This window comes from Phocaeicola barnesiae DSM 18169 = JCM 13652, assembly GCF_000374585.1.
Lineage (GTDB): Bacteria > Bacteroidota > Bacteroidia > Bacteroidales > Bacteroidaceae > Phocaeicola > Phocaeicola barnesiae.
Genome location: NZ_KB894656.1, coordinates 1 through 15,118, shown reverse-complemented (window position 1 = coordinate 15,118; position 15,118 = coordinate 1). Strand labels below are relative to the sequence as shown.

The window sequence follows — 15,118 nt, the reverse complement described above, 5'->3', positions numbered from 1 at the left end:
AAATTGGAAAATATAAATGGAATTCAAATCACTTAGAAACATCGAATCGTCGTTCAGGCAGATACGCCTGTTCGGTATCGTCTTCCTCTCGCTGTGCGCCGTGGTGACGGTGTGGAGCGTGTGGAACTCCTACCGTTTCGCAGAGAAGCAACGGGAGAAAATCTATGTGCTGGACAACGGCAAGAGCCTGATGCTCGCCTTGTCTCAGGATTTGTCGCAGAACCGCCCGGCGGAGGCACGGGAACATGTGCGCCGTTTCCACGAGATGTTCTTCACGCTATCACCTGAAAAAAGCGCGATTGAACACAACGTGAAACGTGCCTTGCTGCTGGCGGACAAGAGCGTGTACCACTATTATTCGGACTTCGCGGAGAAGGGGTACTACAACCGCATCATCGCCGGGAACATCAACCAAGTGCTGAAGGTGGACAGCGTGGTGTGCGACTTCAACGCCTATCCCTACCGTGCCGTGACCTACGCCACACAGAAAATCATCCGGCAGAGCAACGTCACCGAGCGCAGCCTCGTGACCACCTGCCGCCTGCTGAACGCATCGCGGTCGGATGACAACCCGAACGGTTTTACCATCGAGGGTTTCACCATCATTGAGAACAAGGATTTACAGACTATCAAACGGTAACAGGACATGAAAAGTATCAGAAAATCAATGTGGGGCATGTATTGGAAACTCCACGACAAACGGAAACGCTTGGCGGCAAGTCTCAAAGGGTATCTGGACGGCTTGCCGCCGGAAACACGCCGCCGCATCGTGCTGGGGATGTTCGCCGCCTTCGCGGTGCTTGCCCTTTACACCTTCGGCAGAGCCGTCTATGACATCGGCAGGAACGACGGCTCACATATGGAAACGGGACACGCCGGACGGGTGGAACTGCCGACCCCGGCGGAAACAGGCAATCACTTAACACCTTATTTATATGGAACAGACAAAGAATGAACCGACGAAAGAGAACAAAGCTGCTCCCGAAACGGGGAAACCGAAAAAGGAGCGCGAACCGCTGACAGAGGCGCAACGGCTGAAACGGCAGAAGATGATCGTGCTGCCCGCTATGGTGTTGGTGTTCATCGGGGCGATGTGGCTGATATTCGCCCCGTCCTCCGGCAAGGAGCAACCGCCGGGAACGGACGGATACAACACCGAGATGCCCGACGCTGACAAGGCGAACCGGCAGATTATCGGCGACAAGCTGAAAGCCTACGAGCATGGGGAGATGGAAGAGCGTCAGGAGAGCCGCAACCGTGCCATCGGGCAGCTGGGCGACATGTTCGACCGCGAGATAGCGGGAACGGAGAACGGAGTGGACTTCGACCTCGCCAATCCGGGCGGCAAGGAAGAAAGGGCAAAGCCAGCCACGCCGCAGACCATCCAGTCCTCCGCAGCCGCCTACCGTGACCTGAACGCCACGCTCGGAAACTTCTACGACCAGCCGAAAAACGACAATGCGGAGATGGACGAATTGTTGGAGCGCATCGCATCGCTGGAGTCGGAACTGGAAAGCGAGAGGGGCAAGGCTTCCTCTATGGACGAGCAGGTGGCTCTTATGGAGAAGTCCTACGAGCTGGCGGCAAAGTACATGGGCGGTCAGAACGGAGGACAGCCATCGGCGGAACAGAGGGCAGAGCCAACTACCGTGCAGAAAGGGAAGAAGAACAAGGCAATGCCTATCAGACAGGTGGAGCATCAAGTAGTTTCTTCACTCTCACAGCCTATGAGTAACGCGGAGTTTGTCGCCGCCTTATCGCAGGAACGCAACCGGGGTTTCAACACGGCTGTCGGCACGGCGGAGGTATTGGACAGGAACACCATACCGGCGTGCGTGCATGGGGCGCAGAGCGTGACGGACGGGCAGACGGTAAGGCTGCGCCTGCTGGAGCCTATGGCGGTGGCAGGCAGGACAATACCCCGGGGTGCGGTGGTGGTCGGCACGGGCAAGATACAGGGTGAGCGGCTCGACATCGAGATTACCTCGCTGGAATACGACGGCACGATTATCCCCGTGGAGCTTGCGGTCTATGACACGGACGGACAGCCCGGCATCTTCATCCCGAACTCGATGGAGATGAACGCCGTCCGGGAGGTCGCCGCCAACATGGGCGGCTCGCTGGGAAGCAGCATCAACATCTCCACCAATGCCGGGGCGCAGCTCGCCTCCGACTTGGGCAAGGGGCTGATACAAGGCACGAGCCAGTACATCGCCAAAAAGATGCGAACCGTCAAGGTGCATCTGAAAGCCGGGTACAGGGTCATGCTTTACCAAGAAAAATATTGAAAACAATAAAAATTACCACTAAAATCCAAAAGTAATGAGAAAAGTAATCATCATGTTTGCCCTCGCTATGGGCATCATAACTGCCAACGCGCAGGAGAATGTAACCGTTGAAACGACCAACGGAAGTGAACAACCGACCTTGACGAAGGAGGTCTATCCGCAGAAGGAGGCGGACGGCGACCTATATCACGGGCTGTCACGCAAGCTGACCTTCGACCGCATGATACCGCCGCACGGTCTGGAAGTGACCTACGACAAGACCGTCCACGTCATTTTTCCGGCGGAGGTGCGCTATGTCGATTTAGGCTCGCCCGACCTGATTGCCGGGAAAGCCGACGGAGCGGAGAACATCATCCGTGTGAAGGCTACCGTAAGGAATTTTCCCAACGAAACGAATATGTCCGTCATCACGGAGGACGGCAGTTTCTACACCTTCAACGTGAAGTACGCCGCCGAACCGCTGTTGCTCAACGTGGAGATGTGCGACTTCATCCATGACGGCAGCACGGTGAACCGCCCGAACAACGCGCAGGAAATCTATCTGAAAGAGCTGGGCAGCGAAAGCCCGATGCTGGTGCGCCTTATCATGAAGTCCATCCACAAACAGAACAAGCGCGAGGTGAAGCATATCGGCTGCAAGCGTTTCGGCATCCAATACCTGTTGAAAGGCATCTACACGCACAACGGCTTGCTTTATTTCCACACGGAGATAAAGAACCAGAGCAACGTGCCTTTCGATGTGGACTACATCACTTGGAAAATCGTGGACAAGAAGGTTGCGAAGCGTACTGCCGTGCAGGAGCAGATTATTCTGCCGCTCCGCGCGCAGAACTACGCCACCCTCGTGCCGGGCAAAAAGAGCGAGCGCACGGTCTTCACGATGGCGAAGTTCACCATCCCCGATGACAAGTGCCTCGTGGTGGAATTGAACGAGAAGAACGGCGGCCGTCACCAGTCCTTCGTGATTGAGAACGAGGATTTGGTACGCGCGGGTACCATCAACGAACTTCAAGTACGCTGACCATGAGAAAGTACATCGCAATAATCATCGCGTCGCTTGCCCTTTTTACAGGGCAGGCGCACGCCCAGCGGTGTCTGCCGAAGATGCAGGGCATCGAGGTGAGGGCGGACATGGCGGACGGCTTCAATCTCGGCGGCAAGGACGGCGGGTACAGCTTCGGGGCGGCTCTCTCCACCTACACGAAGAAGGGGAACAAGTGGGTGTTCGGTGGCGAATACCTGTTGAAGAACAATCCCTACAAGGACACCAAGATACCCGTGGCGCAGTTCACGGCGGAGGGCGGCTATTACTTCAAGATACTGTCGGACGCCCGAAAGATTGTTTTCGTCTATGCCGGGGCTTCGGCTCTCGCCGGATATGAGGCGGTAAATTGGGGGAAGAAGGTGCTGCATGACGGCTCCACGCTGCACGACCGGGACGCCTTCATCTACGGCGGTGCGCTGACGCTCGATGTGGAGTGTTACGTGGCAGACCGTATCGCCCTGCTTGCCAACCTGCGGGAGCGTTGCCTTTGGGGTGGCGACACACGGAAGTTCCACACGCAGTTCGGGGTCGGTATCAAGTTCATCATCAACTGACACGGGCATGGAAAGGACGGAAATAGATGCTGTCAGAAGGATGCCGCTTGCGGATTTTCTCGCACGGCTGGGGCATGAGCCTGTCAGAAGGAGCGGTAACGAGCTGTGGTATCTTGCCCCGTACAGGGGCGAGCGCACATCCTCTTTCCGTGTGAACGTGGCGAAACAGCTCTGGTACGACTTCGGTTTGGGCAAGGGCGGCGACATCTTCACGCTTGCCGGGGAGTTTCTGCAAAGCGATGACTTCATGAAGCAAGCGAAGTTCATAGCGGAAGCCGCCAATATGACGGTTGCCGGATGGGAAAAGCCCGTCTATCTCTCGAAGCCGACCGAATCCGTTTTTGAGGATGTGGAGGTCGCTCCGCTGCTCCGCTCACTGCTGACGGAGTATTTAGAGGAACGGGGCATCCCTTACGCCATCGCATCCCGTCACTGCTGCCGCTTGAACTACGGTGTGCGTGGGAAACGGTATTTTGCCGTTGGCTTTCCGAACATGGCAGGTGGCTATGAAGTCAGAAGCCGATATTTCAAGGGTTGCATACCTCCGAAGTCTGTATCACTGGTAAAGGCGAATGACATCCCGGCTGACGAGTGCCTCGTGTTCGAGGGCTTCATGGACTTTCTCTCTGCCGTGACGCTTGGTGTAACCGGTAACGCTGACTGTCTTGTGCTGAACTCAGTCGCCAACGTGGAGAAGGCGGCGGGATTGCTGGACGGATACGGGCGCATCGGCTGCTTCCTCGACCGTGACGAAGCCGGACGGCGGACGCTTGCCGCACTTACCATGCGATACGGGGAACGTGTCACCGACCGTTCCTCCCTCTATGACGGTTGCAAGGACTTGAACGAGTACCTGCAACTGACAACGAAAAAACAGAAAAACAACCATCTAAAAATCGAAGAACAATGAACATACTGAACAACAGAAACAAGAGAACATCAATATTCAAGGCAGTGGCGTTATGCCTGATAGCCGCCATGTCATTCACCCTCGTGTCATGTGACGATGACATGGACATCCAGCAGTCCTATCCCTTCACGGTGGAGGTCATGCCCGTGCCGAACAAGGTAGTAAAGGGGCAGACAGTGGAAATCCGCTGTGAACTGAAAAAGGAGGGCGACTTTTCGGGTACGCTCTATACCATCCGCTATTTCCAGTTCGAGGGGGAAGGCTCGCTCAAAATGGATAACGGCATCACCTTCCTGCCTAACGACCGCTACCTGCTGGAGAACGAAAAATTCCGCCTGTACTACACGGCGGCGGGTGATGAGGCGCATAATTTCATCGTGGTGGTGGAGGATAACTTTAGCAACTCCTACGAACTGGAATTTGACTTCAACAACAGGAATGTAAAGGACGACGATCTTACCATCGTTCCCATCGGCAACTTCAGCCCCTTGTTGAAATGATGCGTGTATTCATGACAATGCTCTGTTCACTTCTGACGGTCTGTTCTGTGTCCGCGCAGATCAGCCGCCAAGAGGGAACGGACGGGCAGGCGGCAATCTACCGACTGCCGCTTATGGAACGTGCTTTTTTATGCTGCCGCTACTTTGAAGGCTGGCACTCAGAAAAACACTACCCATACGTCGGTTGGGGTCACAAACTTTTGCCAAACGAGAAGTATTCGGCACGAACCATGACAAAACGGGATGCGGATGAACTTTTGCGGAAAGACCTGCGCAAATTTGTCGCCATGTTCCGTAAATTCGGGGTTGATTCGATTTTGCTTGGCACGTTAGCTTACAATGTGGGACCGGCGAAGCTGTTAGGCAGCAAAACAATCCCCAAAAGCACCTTAATCAAGAAGCTGGAAGCTGGTGACAGGAACATCTACCGTGAGTATATAGCCTTCTGCAACTACAAAGGAAAACGCCACGCCATGCTGCTCAAACGGAGAAAGGCGGAGTTTGCGCTGTTGTATATCCCATAAAAGGACTGACAAAACTGGCAAAAGACGTGCCATATTTAACTTGGCACGTCTTTTGCTCTATCACTTGATAGATTATCGTAGGATTTTCTCGTTAATTGACATCGTTGAGCCATTTTTGCCTATCGGTTTCCAAATAACACTTCAAGTTGTAAGTGTTGTGAGAGCAATACAAAACATAGTTATTAACCATAAAAAGTATAGCGAAATTATGAAGAAAGTATTTAGGAAAATTCAGAAAGGAACAATTCAAGTATTCACCTGTAAGAAGTTACTAATGACAAAAAAGAAATTGCCCGTTCGTTTTACGGGTCAGCACTTTACTATTGATAAAGTGCTAATAAAAGATGCAATAAGACAAGCAAATATAAGTAATCAGGATACGGTTTTAGATATTGGGGCAGGCAAGGGGTTTCTTACTGTTCATTTATTAAAAATCGCCAACAATGTTGTTGCTATTGAAAACGACACAGCTTTGGTTGAACATTTACGAAAATTATTTTCTGATGCCCGAAATGTTCAAGTTGTCGGTTGTGATTTTAGGAATTTTGCAGTTCCGAAATTTCCTTTCAAAGTGGTGTCAAATATTCCTTATGGCATTACTTCCGATATTTTCAAAATCCTGATGTTTGAGAGTCTTGGAAATTTTCTGGGAGGTTCCATTGTCCTTCAGTTAGAACCTGCACAAAAGTTATTTTCGAGGAAGCTTTACAATCCATATACCGTTTTCTATCATATTTTTTTTGATTTGAAACTTGTCTATGAGGTAGGTCCTGAAAGTTTCTTTCCACCGCCAACTGTCAAATCAGCCCTGTTAAACATTAAAAGAAAACAGTTATTTTTTGATTTTAAGTTTAAAGCCAAATACTTAGCATTTATTTCCTGTCTGTTAGAGAAACCTGATTTATCTGTAAAAACAGCTTTAAAGTCGATTTTCAGGAAAAGTCAGGTCAGGTCAATTTCGGAAAAATTCGGTTTAAACCTTAATGCTCAAATTGTTTGTTTGTCTCCAAGTCAATGGGTAAACTGTTTTTTGGAAATGCTGGAAGTTGTCCCTGAAAAATTTCATCCTTCGTAGTTCAAAGTCGGGTGGTTGTCAAGATGATTTTTCTGGTTTGGTGTCGTCTTTTAAGCTGCCGCATAACGAAAAATGGTAGCCGTAGTTGCCGGATTTACAGCACTTTCGTATCAATTTAGCACTTCGGTTCGTTAAAAGCACCAAAGTATCAAGTTGGCACGAAAGCCGGCAATTATCGGCTACCATATGTGTGTGCCCTGCATATGCAGGACACACCCCGAAAGCTTTTCAAATAGTTCAAAAATACAAATTTAGTTTTACGAACCAAGTTTTCGGGGTGTTATTTTTCCAGAGGGTGCAAGTCCCTTACGAGCGGATTGAAACCCCGAATCGTTAGCAAGCTGCAAGGTGGTTTATCGTGAGGTATGCACTGAAGGAAGCAGAACTGCAAAAGTCTGTACCGACGAACAGAAAGTACATAAGAGGCATAACAATAAGGATGAGTATCCACAGCAATACGAAGTCCAAAACAGTGTTCTGAACATGCTATTAAATCAGATTATTGTTATGTAGATGTACCGGCGATAGACGGAAGGAAAAAGCATTTACCAGGGGAGGTCTTGGCGATTACGAGTTAATCAATCCAAGAAGTCAGCAGAGGTCATAGTACTTGAGGGCAAACGAGGTGCGAATAGATACCGCATAGGTCTCACAAACAAGGAAGGACTGAACGTAAAGAGGTTTTCAATAGGTAACGGAACACATAGTAGCCCTACTTAACGAAAACAGGTTAAAAACAACTAAAATGATAACAAGAGTAGTACATCCGTTTAATCTTCAAAGAGCATTGGAACACGTGATTGCCAATAAAGGTAGTGCGGGTGTTGATGGTGTTTCTATAAGAGAGCTCCGCAAGGTGTTTTCTGAAAAGAAACTACAACTGATTGAAGCAATCAAACAAGGCAACTATCAAGTACAACCCATTTTAGGTATTGAAATTCCGAAAGGAAATGGGAAAACTCGATTATTGGGTGTTCCCACCACTACAGAACGTGTGTTGCAACAAGCCTTAGCACAAACTATTGCACCACTTTTTGAGCCCGAATTTAGTAATTACAGCTATGGATTTAGACCTCACAAGAATGCCCGACAAGCCGTTGGACAATCTCGGGATTACATCCATTCAGGATTAAACCACATTGTGGATATTGACCTGAAAAACTTCTTTGATGAAGTTGACCACTGTTTATTACTGAATTTAATCTATCAAAAAGTGAAATGCAAAGCTACCATGCAACTCATACGCAAATGGCTCAGAGCACCTATTAAAATCAACGGAAAGCTACGAAAGAGAAGAAAAGGCGTTCCGCAAGGAAGCCCTTTAAGTCCATTATTGTCGAACATTTTACTACATCAACTGGATAAGGAAATGACTCGAAGAGGACACAAATTTGTACGTTATGCGGATGATTTTAGTATTTATTGCAAAAGCCACAATCAAGCCAAGGCAACAAGAGTGGTAATTGAAAAGTTTTTGAAAAACAAACTCAAATTAACTATAAATGAAGAAAAGAGTGGTATCAGAAAACCAATCCACTTCACAATTTTGGGTTTCGGATTCGTACCTACGTACGAGAAAGGAAGTAAAAATCAATACCAACTTATTGTATCGGAAAAAGCATGGAAGAAACTAAAAGAACGACTTAAAACAATCACCCGAAAAACCACACCAGCCACATTTGAAGAGCGTATTGCCAAGATAAAAGAAGTGCAACGCGGATGGTTGAACTATTTCCAAGGCACGAGTATTTTGGGCAAATTACGAGATTTAGATGGTTGGCTTCGCAACCGACTGCGCTATTGCATTTGGCATCATTGGAAAAAACCCGAAAGGAAAAGGAAAAACCTGATTCGATTAGGTGTAGACCAAGACCATGCCTACGCTTGGAGCAGAACACGGAAAGGCGGTTGGGCAATAGCACAAAGTCCTATTCTAGGCACTACCATTACTTTACAACGCTTGAAGAAAAGAGGATATGTTTCCTTAACTGAATTACATTTACAACTTAACCCATCTCTTTGCGAACCGCCGAGTACGTGACCCGTACGCTCGGTGGTGTGAGAGGCGCACTCCGTCAGTTACTGGCGGAGCCGTCTACTCGATTATGCGGTCGGTTTTCATTTTCTCTTCTTTCTCGTTAATTTGTCAAGCAAAGTTACTAAATTTGCAGTCAAGCAATTTCAATTTTTGAATTATGTATTTCAGCAGACCTTGGACTTCTATCTAAGTGATAGGCAGTCCTGAAAATTCCAATCTCTTTTAGGTCAAGACAATTAGTCTATGGGTTTCGTGTACCGACTTTTTTGTAAAGGCGTTACGTTGTCATAGTTGCTCTGTCGGGTAATACTGTCTATTCACTTCTCCACGATTTCAACAACAAAAATGATTGAACGTATCAAATCGTTGGGGGAAATGGAGACGAAGCAGAAATGTGTAGTTCAACGGTTCGAGATTATCATTCCCCTCCACCAAAAAATAACGACCCAATATATAGCCTCCGCAAGTTTTACTTGCGGATTTTTTAGTTATCGCAGATTGGACAAAGGTTTCTTTGCTACTTTCTTTGTCCGCCATCATGCTCACTGAAAGAAAGTAGGGCGGCTCTCGCCGCCCCGCCACTCAAAAGCGTGTGTAAAGTCCCGTCACCATCGTGAACATTTCCTCCAGCATATCAAAATAGATACCCTCGTGTACGGCAATGTCCTTTGTCTTGCACTCAAAGGTCTTTTTGCTGAACGTCCTGCGGTAGAAGCGCATATTGTAGAGGTCTGCCCCTTCGTCATAGATGATGTCAAGGCGGTTGGCACTTGTTTTGTTCCTTGCAAGGCTCATCCGTAAGCCGTTGCCCATATCTATGAAATCACGGCTACCTGTCATGGCGGTGAAGCGTTTTCCGCCTATCTGCTGTAATATCGTCTTGGCTATCATATCTTTTGTTTTTAGGGTTTTAAGTATTGGCGGTGCGGACACCGCCATCCCGTTCAAAATTCTCGCATTTCGGAAATGGGGGTCTGCCGTTGTAGCCACTCTTTCACACATTCCATATTGTACTCGCTCGTGATGACTGCCGTATGGCTGTCGGTGGCGGTGAAACGTGTGCTTTCGTAATCATCTATCCACCCCTTGAGGGTGTCCGTTCCCCACGCTCCGGTATCGTCAAAGATACCGTCCAATGCCGTGATAGGTTCGCTGAACTTGACTATCAGCGTTTGATAGGTCGTGTTCATAGTCTGTCCTCCTTTCCCTTCTTTGCGTTCAGCCACTTGTCCCGTGCGGCTCGGCACTCGTCCAACGTGGGTTTGACACAAGAGAACAATTCTCTGTCTATGGGGTGGCGGTAGTCGTACTGCACAAGTGTCCGCCTGCGTCTTCCGATACCCGATTGGAAACGCTCGTATTTCTCCGTACCTGCTTCCGCGCAGGTGCTTACTCCGTTGATGGTCATTCGTGTTGTCATAATGTTGCTTTTTAGATGGTTAAAAATGTACTGACAGAACTCTGTTCTTCATCACCATTTCGGGGTTGCTTGTGTAGCGTTGGTGCAGGTAGAAATGGTGTGAGCCGAAGCCGTAAAGGAAAAACTTGTCAAGTTCGTGCTTCTCGGCAAACTCCTTTACGCTCTTTCTCAATTCCCCCTCACTCGTTGTGAGAGTGAGGAGGTTCACAAATTCAAGGAACATCGTGGGGATTGCATCATCCCACACACAAATCATACTTTCAATTCTTACTTCCATATCAATGTTGTTTTAGGGGTTATGCTATGCCGCTTTCATCCGCTCACGGATAAGGTTGGCGTTCTTGTTCACAAGGTCTATGATGCGCTCGTGATATTCGGTGTCCTGGTTGTGCTTGCCGTGGCACTGCACCACTTCGAGGGTTCGCAAGTCCACCTCTACGGTTTCAATAATCTCATCGCCAATCCTTGCCGATAGTATGAGGGTGTCGGCTTTCTTGTAGTATCCACTGCCAAACACGCAGATGCCCTGCGTCTTGCCCTCGTTGTAATACTCGTCTATGCTTTCAAGCACCTTGACGATTATTTCCTCGTCCGTGATTACCAAGCCGAAGAATTTGGATTTGTTGGCGATGAAATCCTCCGCATCTTTCTTTCGTTGGAGTTGTCGCTGTTGCTCACGCTCACGCCTTTCAATCTCCCAACGGCGTTGCTCTGCGGCTCTTTCCTTCTCGTGTATGGCTTCAATTTTTCGGGTTGCGTTGTCGTGTGCCGCCATGAAATCTTCGGGACAGATGTTCTTCGGGTTACGGAGGTCTTGACCGAGTTTTTTGAGCATACGCAGATAGTCGCACCACATTGAGAGGTTGTCTATCTGATACTTGTGACGCTTGGCAATCAGATATGATGCCCAACATTCATCGGCAGTACGGGTATTGAAAAGAAAGTGTTTCATGACCTCAATCTCACCGCCTTTCATAAGGGTTTCAATTCTTGGGTCTGAAAGCAAGGCTTTGAAAAGACGCACGGGGGAGATGCCGTGGAAATCGCCCTTGAAGCCGTTACGTCTGAGTTGGGGCAATATCCTCATCTTTGGATATGCACAGCTTCTTGCCACCACATCATCGTATAGGCTGTTGTGCGGTCTTACCTCCATATCGCTGCCTAATGCCCACACATCGCAATAGCAGAAAAGGAAGCCACGGAGCAACGCCATGTCCGTAACCTTGCCGTCGGGTGAAATCCAACGCTGCACGACCTCGTGGCAGTAGAAACGCATCGGTTCGCCTTTCCTGCTCTCGCATCTGACCTGCGCCACGCGGATTACCTGATACCCTTTGCAGGTGGTTATCACGCTGAAATTCTGCGTTTCCTTGTAGATGCGTCTGCGTGTGTCCTGCACTTTGAGTTCGGCATGGCATTTGGGGCAGGTGCAGCCTTCAAGGGTGTCGCATAGTCCGCTGTCGCTGTGCCACTCGTGACCGCAGTCGGAACAGGTGATGTTCCCTTTCTTGGTGCGGTAGCCGATATGCTCAACGCAGTGGCGGTATGCCCAATCTATTTGTGTCGCTGATATGGGGCGAAGGTTGGCGGAAAGTCTTGCCACCTCTTTCTGTATCTTGGTCTTCGGTTTCATAAGCCTAAATCAAATAATGAGGGTTGGGGTTGGTTTTCTTTTCTCGCTGACGGTCTGTGGCGGTTCTGCAACTTGCGGAGTTCCTCCTCTTGGTATTTGCGGACAGCGTTCTGACGTGCCTCCGCCTTTTCCTCTGCCGTGAGTTTCACAACGTGGTTCACAACCACTTGGCAGTCCATCGGTTTGCCCACCTCTATCTCGTTTTCCTCATAGTAGTGGATGGCTTGCCCGAATATCTCTCCGTCCGTGAAACCGTTGCAACCGCTTTTCTGCACATAGTTCAGAATGTGGGTCACGCACTCGTCCATGTTCTTGGCAGGGTTGCGGTACTTCTTTGCAAATAGCGCATCTTCCTCCGCACGCTGTTCCAAGTACATATATATCGTTCTCTTGAAATGGTCTGTTCCTTTCATATCGCTGTCATTTTTAGATTATCTGTTTCAGTATCTCTCTCCAATAGGTCGGCTCTACCTCGCTGAGAAGGAAGTCCATGAAATCCCTCCGTGCGTCCTTGTTCAGTTCGTGGTACAATCTTCGGAAAGTTTCAAAATTGCCGTTGATGTACGTTTCCACCATATACACGAAGATGTTGTCCACCTCGTAATATCTGCACTGCTGCGCTGCCGTCTTGCTGTTTCTTTTTGCCATGTCGGTAAGGGTTAAAGGGTGAATAACCAAAGGATGAAGCCAAAGAAGGCAATGGTGGAAAGGATAGCCACGATTACACCTATCGCCACTCGGAACACTCCGTTTACAATCTCTCTGATGATGCCCCAAAGGATGCCGAACACCCCGAAGGCGGTGCGCATCATCAAGCCGCATATCGCCAACCCGATGTGTTGCGCCATTTGTCTGAAATTTGCCGTTGCCGTCATATCTTCGCTGTTTTTGATTTTTTTGTTTTTAATGCGGATTCAAGAGCTGAGGGAGTTGAGTTTCAAACTATCTTATCTGCCTCTCGTTTATCCGACATTTTTTTTATGCGTCTTTCTGTCGCATCGGTCGTTTTCGTTTCGGGTGCTTGAAAAGGTAGGGATTAGGGAATGCAAGGTTTTTCGGTCAAAATACTACCCGCAGGGCTGGAGATTTTTACCGAAAACAGGAGGCTTGACCTTGCTTTCCCGTCCAATCCCGGAATTACCTTTGCGCCCAGAACGAAAATGACTGACTGATGCGGCTTACTGAAAGGCGCAAAATGGAGGTAAACGAAAACAGAGGCAGATTGTGTAGAAAAAAACTTCAGGGGAAAATCCGTAAAAAAAAGAATCACCAAAAGGAAAAAGACATCACCGGAAGCGTGAAAAGGGCAAACCACAACAAAGGAAGTATGATTGTTTCCGATCCGACGGAACTTGTTCAGCCGGGTGGCAACAATCATTCTTCCCGGTTTGTCCGGCTGTGTGTGGGCGCCTGTTTCATTCATGGGGCAGGCTGACACACTCTGCATTCACTTTCCGCTTCCGGCAAAAGAGACAGCGAAAAAAGAAAAATCATTTGAAAACCCGTAAAAGCACCTCTTGGCATAGGCGCAAAAGAAAGGGGCATTGCTTCATCTGTCTAAACATCGTTTAGGCGTGAGGCAATGCCCTTTTCTCCAGCTATGCGGTAGTCGGCACACGTTTGTTCCAAACTCGTTTTGGGCAATGGTGTGCCGACGGACAATACCGCTTTTACGGAAAATTCTTATGAATGAGGGGATAAAAAACGGGAGTTTATATCAAAATCTCGAATTAAATAGCTACTTTTGCATACGAAGAGTTCTTTGAAGGTTACGCAACGCGCAGAAGGATAATGCAGTAGATAACTAACTAAATCGTAACCTATTACTATCAAGAGCAATTAACCTACGCTCATTTCCAATAAATTACACTCTTTTCGTAACTTCTTGATGCAAAGTTACGGCTTTTTGTGATACATTGTTCTTGGAAGAAGTTAAAAATTAAGGACGTGATGGGATACTTACCGGTTTTGTCCGGTTATTGTTCCGGTTTGTTCTTCTTTGTGTGCTTGACCGTATGCTTGAATTTGATTGCCATCAGGTTCAGTTCTATGAAAGACTCTGTCTCTGTTACTTCTGCGTCATCTGTCAGTAAATCGGATAATAGCTCTCCTGTGCGTTGGATAAGCCCTTTTTGCTTGTTGCTGTCCGGTTCATTGTGTATGGCTCCGATGTTTCGGGTCAGTTCGCGTAGTTGGGTAAATGCATCGATGATGGCAATTGTCGTTTGTGTTGCCCGTGGACTTTTTAAAATGGTAGCTAGCATGTAAAGTCCTCCTTCTGTAAAGGCTCTGGGTTCGACAGTTGATTTCTTCAAGTTTTTCATCCGGTCGAAATTTTCGACCACATACTGTTTCTCAGATACTTGCAGGTGAAAACAATATCTTTCAGGGAATTTCTCCGGATTGTTTCTGACGGCTTCGTTTATGCGCTTTGTCTCTACTTCATAAAGTTCGGCAACATCTCTGTCAAGGATGACCTTTGTTCCCCGAAGCTCGATAACCCGTGCTTCGACTTCCAGGGTACTGATTGTCTGTGTAATTTTTTCCATGTCGATTCGGTTGAACATTTATTCAGATAAACGCAGTTATCTGCATAAATGCCGGAAAACAATTGTTTTTTGTTCGGATTTGACGAGGTGAAACTGCGTTTGGATTTGTTTTCTCAGGGGAATCATGTTCTTCGTATCGGGAATGTATGTTTGACGTGAATGGAATGTATGTCCGTTGCTGGGAGGATGTATGTTTCTGATTCGGTGAATCTATACCTCATGTTGAATAATTCCTAAATATATTCCTGTGCGAAAACAAAAGCGAGAGTTTGTGTGTACCATATTAAGACTTATCTTTCTTAAGTTTCGCAAGTAAAGTGTAGCTCCTCAGGCGGCTGGTGTCAGCCTGTCGAAAGCCTGCTTTACTGCTTTGATTTGTTTATCGTTTGATATTACTTGTTCTGTCAGAACCATTGCATCACAGTTAAGTACCTCGGCAATGACGTTTATAACTTCTACGATCAGCAGCCAAATTTTTTCGGCTACTGAAAGTTCAACAGAGTTCTTTGAAATTTCAGCAAAGAGTCCTCCGATAGTTTCGTATGACTCATTGCGTTTGACATAACTGAGTATATTGTACTG

General features: G+C 48.0%; 21 protein-coding genes and 1 pseudogene. 11 read left to right on the top strand and 11 right to left on the bottom strand.

Going from position 1 to position 15,118, the window contains the following annotated elements:
- The first annotated feature begins 16 nt into the window (after positions 1 to 16).
- The 11 genes from traK (at position 17) to C510_RS17885 (ending at position 9,483) form a co-directional block, all read left to right on the top strand.
- Positions 17 to 640, top strand: coding sequence for a conjugative transposon protein TraK (traK, locus tag C510_RS0112810; RefSeq protein WP_004291519.1), 624 nt, complete (start codon positions 17 to 19; stop codon positions 638 to 640).
- A 27-nt stretch (positions 641 to 667) separates the two neighbouring features.
- Complete coding sequence (locus C510_RS17630) at positions 668 to 955, top strand: TraL conjugative transposon family protein (RefSeq protein ID WP_018697145.1); 288 nt, start codon at positions 668 to 670, stop codon at positions 953 to 955.
- Positions 936 to 2,288, top strand: a complete 1,353-nt coding sequence (traM, locus tag C510_RS0112800; protein WP_004291521.1) for a conjugative transposon protein TraM — start codon at positions 936 to 938, stop codon at positions 2,286 to 2,288. Before C510_RS17630 ends, traM begins: the two co-directional genes overlap by 20 nt.
- Positions 2,289 to 2,322: 34 nt before the next feature.
- A complete protein-coding gene (gene traN, locus C510_RS0112795) occupies positions 2,323 to 3,309 on the top strand; it encodes a conjugative transposon protein TraN (protein WP_004291522.1) in 987 nt (328 codons plus the stop codon).
- A gap of 2 nt (positions 3,310 to 3,311) precedes the next feature.
- The gene (locus C510_RS0112790) at positions 3,312 to 3,887 is read left to right on the top strand and encodes a conjugal transfer protein TraO (RefSeq protein WP_004291523.1); all 576 of its coding nucleotides are present in this window, start codon (positions 3,312 to 3,314) and stop codon (positions 3,885 to 3,887) included.
- Between the two features lie 7 nt (positions 3,888 to 3,894).
- A complete protein-coding gene (locus tag C510_RS0112785) occupies positions 3,895 to 4,797 on the top strand; it encodes a toprim domain-containing protein (protein WP_004291524.1) in 903 nt (300 codons plus the stop codon).
- Positions 4,794 to 5,297 (top strand): DUF3872 domain-containing protein, encoded by a 504-nt coding sequence (locus C510_RS0112780; RefSeq protein ID WP_004291525.1) that lies wholly within the window; start codon positions 4,794 to 4,796, stop codon positions 5,295 to 5,297. Before C510_RS0112785 ends, C510_RS0112780 begins: the two co-directional genes overlap by 4 nt.
- Positions 5,294 to 5,821 carry a glycoside hydrolase family protein gene (locus C510_RS0112775; protein ID WP_004291526.1) on the top strand — a complete coding sequence of 176 codons (528 nt, stop codon included), beginning with the start codon at positions 5,294 to 5,296 and terminating at the stop codon, positions 5,819 to 5,821. Before C510_RS0112780 ends, C510_RS0112775 begins: the two co-directional genes overlap by 4 nt.
- A gap of 274 nt (positions 5,822 to 6,095) precedes the next feature.
- Positions 6,096 to 6,896: a 23S rRNA (adenine(2058)-N(6))-methyltransferase Erm(F) gene (erm(F), locus tag C510_RS0112770; RefSeq protein ID WP_025892811.1), complete on the top strand. Its 801-nt coding sequence runs from the start codon at positions 6,096 to 6,098 to the stop codon at positions 6,894 to 6,896.
- Between the two features lie 745 nt (positions 6,897 to 7,641).
- Positions 7,642 to 8,937 (top strand): group II intron reverse transcriptase/maturase, encoded by a 1,296-nt coding sequence (gene ltrA, locus C510_RS0112765; protein WP_007567572.1) that lies wholly within the window; start codon positions 7,642 to 7,644, stop codon positions 8,935 to 8,937.
- Between the two features lie 342 nt (positions 8,938 to 9,279).
- Entirely contained in the window at positions 9,280 to 9,483 is a 204-nt protein-coding gene (locus tag C510_RS17885) for a hypothetical protein (RefSeq protein WP_004316914.1), read from the top strand.
- A gap of 33 nt (positions 9,484 to 9,516) precedes the next feature.
- On the opposite strand, the gene C510_RS0112760 is transcribed toward C510_RS17885, so the two are convergent.
- From C510_RS0112760 to C510_RS16535, 11 genes and pseudogenes are all read right to left on the bottom strand, one after another.
- Positions 9,517 to 9,825 (bottom strand): hypothetical protein, encoded by a 309-nt coding sequence (locus tag C510_RS0112760; RefSeq protein ID WP_004304290.1) that lies wholly within the window; start codon positions 9,823 to 9,825, stop codon positions 9,517 to 9,519.
- Between the two features lie 53 nt (positions 9,826 to 9,878).
- Complete coding sequence (locus C510_RS0112755; RefSeq protein WP_004291529.1) at positions 9,879 to 10,124, bottom strand: DUF6956 domain-containing protein; 246 nt, start codon at positions 10,122 to 10,124, stop codon at positions 9,879 to 9,881.
- On the bottom strand, positions 10,121 to 10,354 hold the full coding sequence (locus tag C510_RS17210; RefSeq protein ID WP_004304291.1) for a DUF3873 domain-containing protein: 234 nt from the start codon (positions 10,352 to 10,354) through the stop codon (positions 10,121 to 10,123). Before C510_RS17210 ends, C510_RS0112755 begins: the two co-directional genes overlap by 4 nt.
- A 19-nt stretch (positions 10,355 to 10,373) precedes the next feature.
- A complete protein-coding gene (locus C510_RS0112745; RefSeq protein WP_004291531.1) occupies positions 10,374 to 10,631 on the bottom strand; it encodes a hypothetical protein in 258 nt (85 codons plus the stop codon).
- A gap of 24 nt (positions 10,632 to 10,655) precedes the next feature.
- Positions 10,656 to 11,987 carry a PcfJ domain-containing protein gene (locus tag C510_RS0112740; RefSeq protein WP_004291532.1) on the bottom strand — a complete coding sequence of 444 codons (1,332 nt, stop codon included), beginning with the start codon at positions 11,985 to 11,987 and terminating at the stop codon, positions 10,656 to 10,658.
- Complete coding sequence (locus C510_RS0112735) at positions 11,984 to 12,400, bottom strand: PcfK-like family protein (RefSeq protein ID WP_004291533.1); 417 nt, start codon at positions 12,398 to 12,400, stop codon at positions 11,984 to 11,986. The genes C510_RS0112740 and C510_RS0112735 overlap by 4 nt, the downstream gene beginning before the upstream one ends.
- 13 nt (positions 12,401 to 12,413) lie before the next feature.
- On the bottom strand, positions 12,414 to 12,635 hold the full coding sequence (locus C510_RS0112730; protein ID WP_004291534.1) for a hypothetical protein: 222 nt from the start codon (positions 12,633 to 12,635) through the stop codon (positions 12,414 to 12,416).
- A gap of 11 nt (positions 12,636 to 12,646) precedes the next feature.
- On the bottom strand, positions 12,647 to 12,862 hold the full coding sequence (locus tag C510_RS0112725; protein ID WP_004291535.1) for a hypothetical protein: 216 nt from the start codon (positions 12,860 to 12,862) through the stop codon (positions 12,647 to 12,649).
- Between the two features lie 161 nt (positions 12,863 to 13,023).
- The gene (locus C510_RS17625) at positions 13,024 to 13,410 is read right to left on the bottom strand and encodes a hypothetical protein (RefSeq protein ID WP_009126113.1); all 387 of its coding nucleotides are present in this window, start codon (positions 13,408 to 13,410) and stop codon (positions 13,024 to 13,026) included.
- A gap of 553 nt (positions 13,411 to 13,963) precedes the next feature.
- Positions 13,964 to 14,536 carry an ORF6N domain-containing protein gene (locus C510_RS0112710; protein ID WP_025892812.1) on the bottom strand — a complete coding sequence of 191 codons (573 nt, stop codon included), beginning with the start codon at positions 14,534 to 14,536 and terminating at the stop codon, positions 13,964 to 13,966.
- A 327-nt stretch (positions 14,537 to 14,863) separates the two neighbouring features.
- A pseudogene (locus C510_RS16535) lies at positions 14,864 to 15,118 on the bottom strand (IS4 family transposase); the annotation flags it as partial.

Excerpts from the sequence above, each read along its gene's own strand:
- traM (WP_004291521.1), top strand. The coding sequence starts at position 936 with ATGGAACAGACAAAGAATGAACCGACGAAAGAGAACAAAGCTGCTCCC.
- C510_RS0112725 (WP_004291535.1), bottom strand. The coding sequence starts at position 12,862 with ATGACGGCAACGGCAAATTTCAGACAAATGGCGCAACACATCGGGTTG.
- traK (WP_004291519.1), top strand. The coding sequence starts at position 17 with ATGGAATTCAAATCACTTAGAAACATCGAATCGTCGTTCAGGCAGATA.
- C510_RS17885 (WP_004316914.1), top strand. The coding sequence starts at position 9,280 with ATGATTGAACGTATCAAATCGTTGGGGGAAATGGAGACGAAGCAGAAA.
- traN (WP_004291522.1), top strand. The coding sequence starts at position 2,323 with ATGAGAAAAGTAATCATCATGTTTGCCCTCGCTATGGGCATCATAACT.
- C510_RS17630 (WP_018697145.1), top strand. The coding sequence starts at position 668 with ATGTGGGGCATGTATTGGAAACTCCACGACAAACGGAAACGCTTGGCG.
- C510_RS17625 (WP_009126113.1), bottom strand. The coding sequence starts at position 13,410 with ATGAATGAAACAGGCGCCCACACACAGCCGGACAAACCGGGAAGAATG.
- C510_RS0112730 (WP_004291534.1), bottom strand. The coding sequence starts at position 12,635 with ATGGCAAAAAGAAACAGCAAGACGGCAGCGCAGCAGTGCAGATATTAC.
- ltrA (WP_007567572.1), top strand. The coding sequence starts at position 7,642 with ATGATAACAAGAGTAGTACATCCGTTTAATCTTCAAAGAGCATTGGAA.
- C510_RS0112755 (WP_004291529.1), bottom strand. The coding sequence starts at position 10,124 with ATGAACACGACCTATCAAACGCTGATAGTCAAGTTCAGCGAACCTATC.
- C510_RS0112790 (WP_004291523.1), top strand. The coding sequence starts at position 3,312 with ATGAGAAAGTACATCGCAATAATCATCGCGTCGCTTGCCCTTTTTACA.
- C510_RS0112710 (WP_025892812.1), bottom strand. The coding sequence starts at position 14,536 with ATGGAAAAAATTACACAGACAATCAGTACCCTGGAAGTCGAAGCACGG.
- C510_RS0112760 (WP_004304290.1), bottom strand. The coding sequence starts at position 9,825 with ATGATAGCCAAGACGATATTACAGCAGATAGGCGGAAAACGCTTCACC.
- C510_RS17210 (WP_004304291.1), bottom strand. The coding sequence starts at position 10,354 with ATGACAACACGAATGACCATCAACGGAGTAAGCACCTGCGCGGAAGCA.
- C510_RS0112775 (WP_004291526.1), top strand. The coding sequence starts at position 5,294 with ATGATGCGTGTATTCATGACAATGCTCTGTTCACTTCTGACGGTCTGT.
- C510_RS0112735 (WP_004291533.1), bottom strand. The coding sequence starts at position 12,400 with ATGAAAGGAACAGACCATTTCAAGAGAACGATATATATGTACTTGGAA.
- C510_RS0112740 (WP_004291532.1), bottom strand. The coding sequence starts at position 11,987 with ATGAAACCGAAGACCAAGATACAGAAAGAGGTGGCAAGACTTTCCGCC.
- C510_RS0112785 (WP_004291524.1), top strand. The coding sequence starts at position 3,895 with ATGGAAAGGACGGAAATAGATGCTGTCAGAAGGATGCCGCTTGCGGAT.
- C510_RS0112745 (WP_004291531.1), bottom strand. The coding sequence starts at position 10,631 with ATGGAAGTAAGAATTGAAAGTATGATTTGTGTGTGGGATGATGCAATC.
- C510_RS0112780 (WP_004291525.1), top strand. The coding sequence starts at position 4,794 with ATGAACATACTGAACAACAGAAACAAGAGAACATCAATATTCAAGGCA.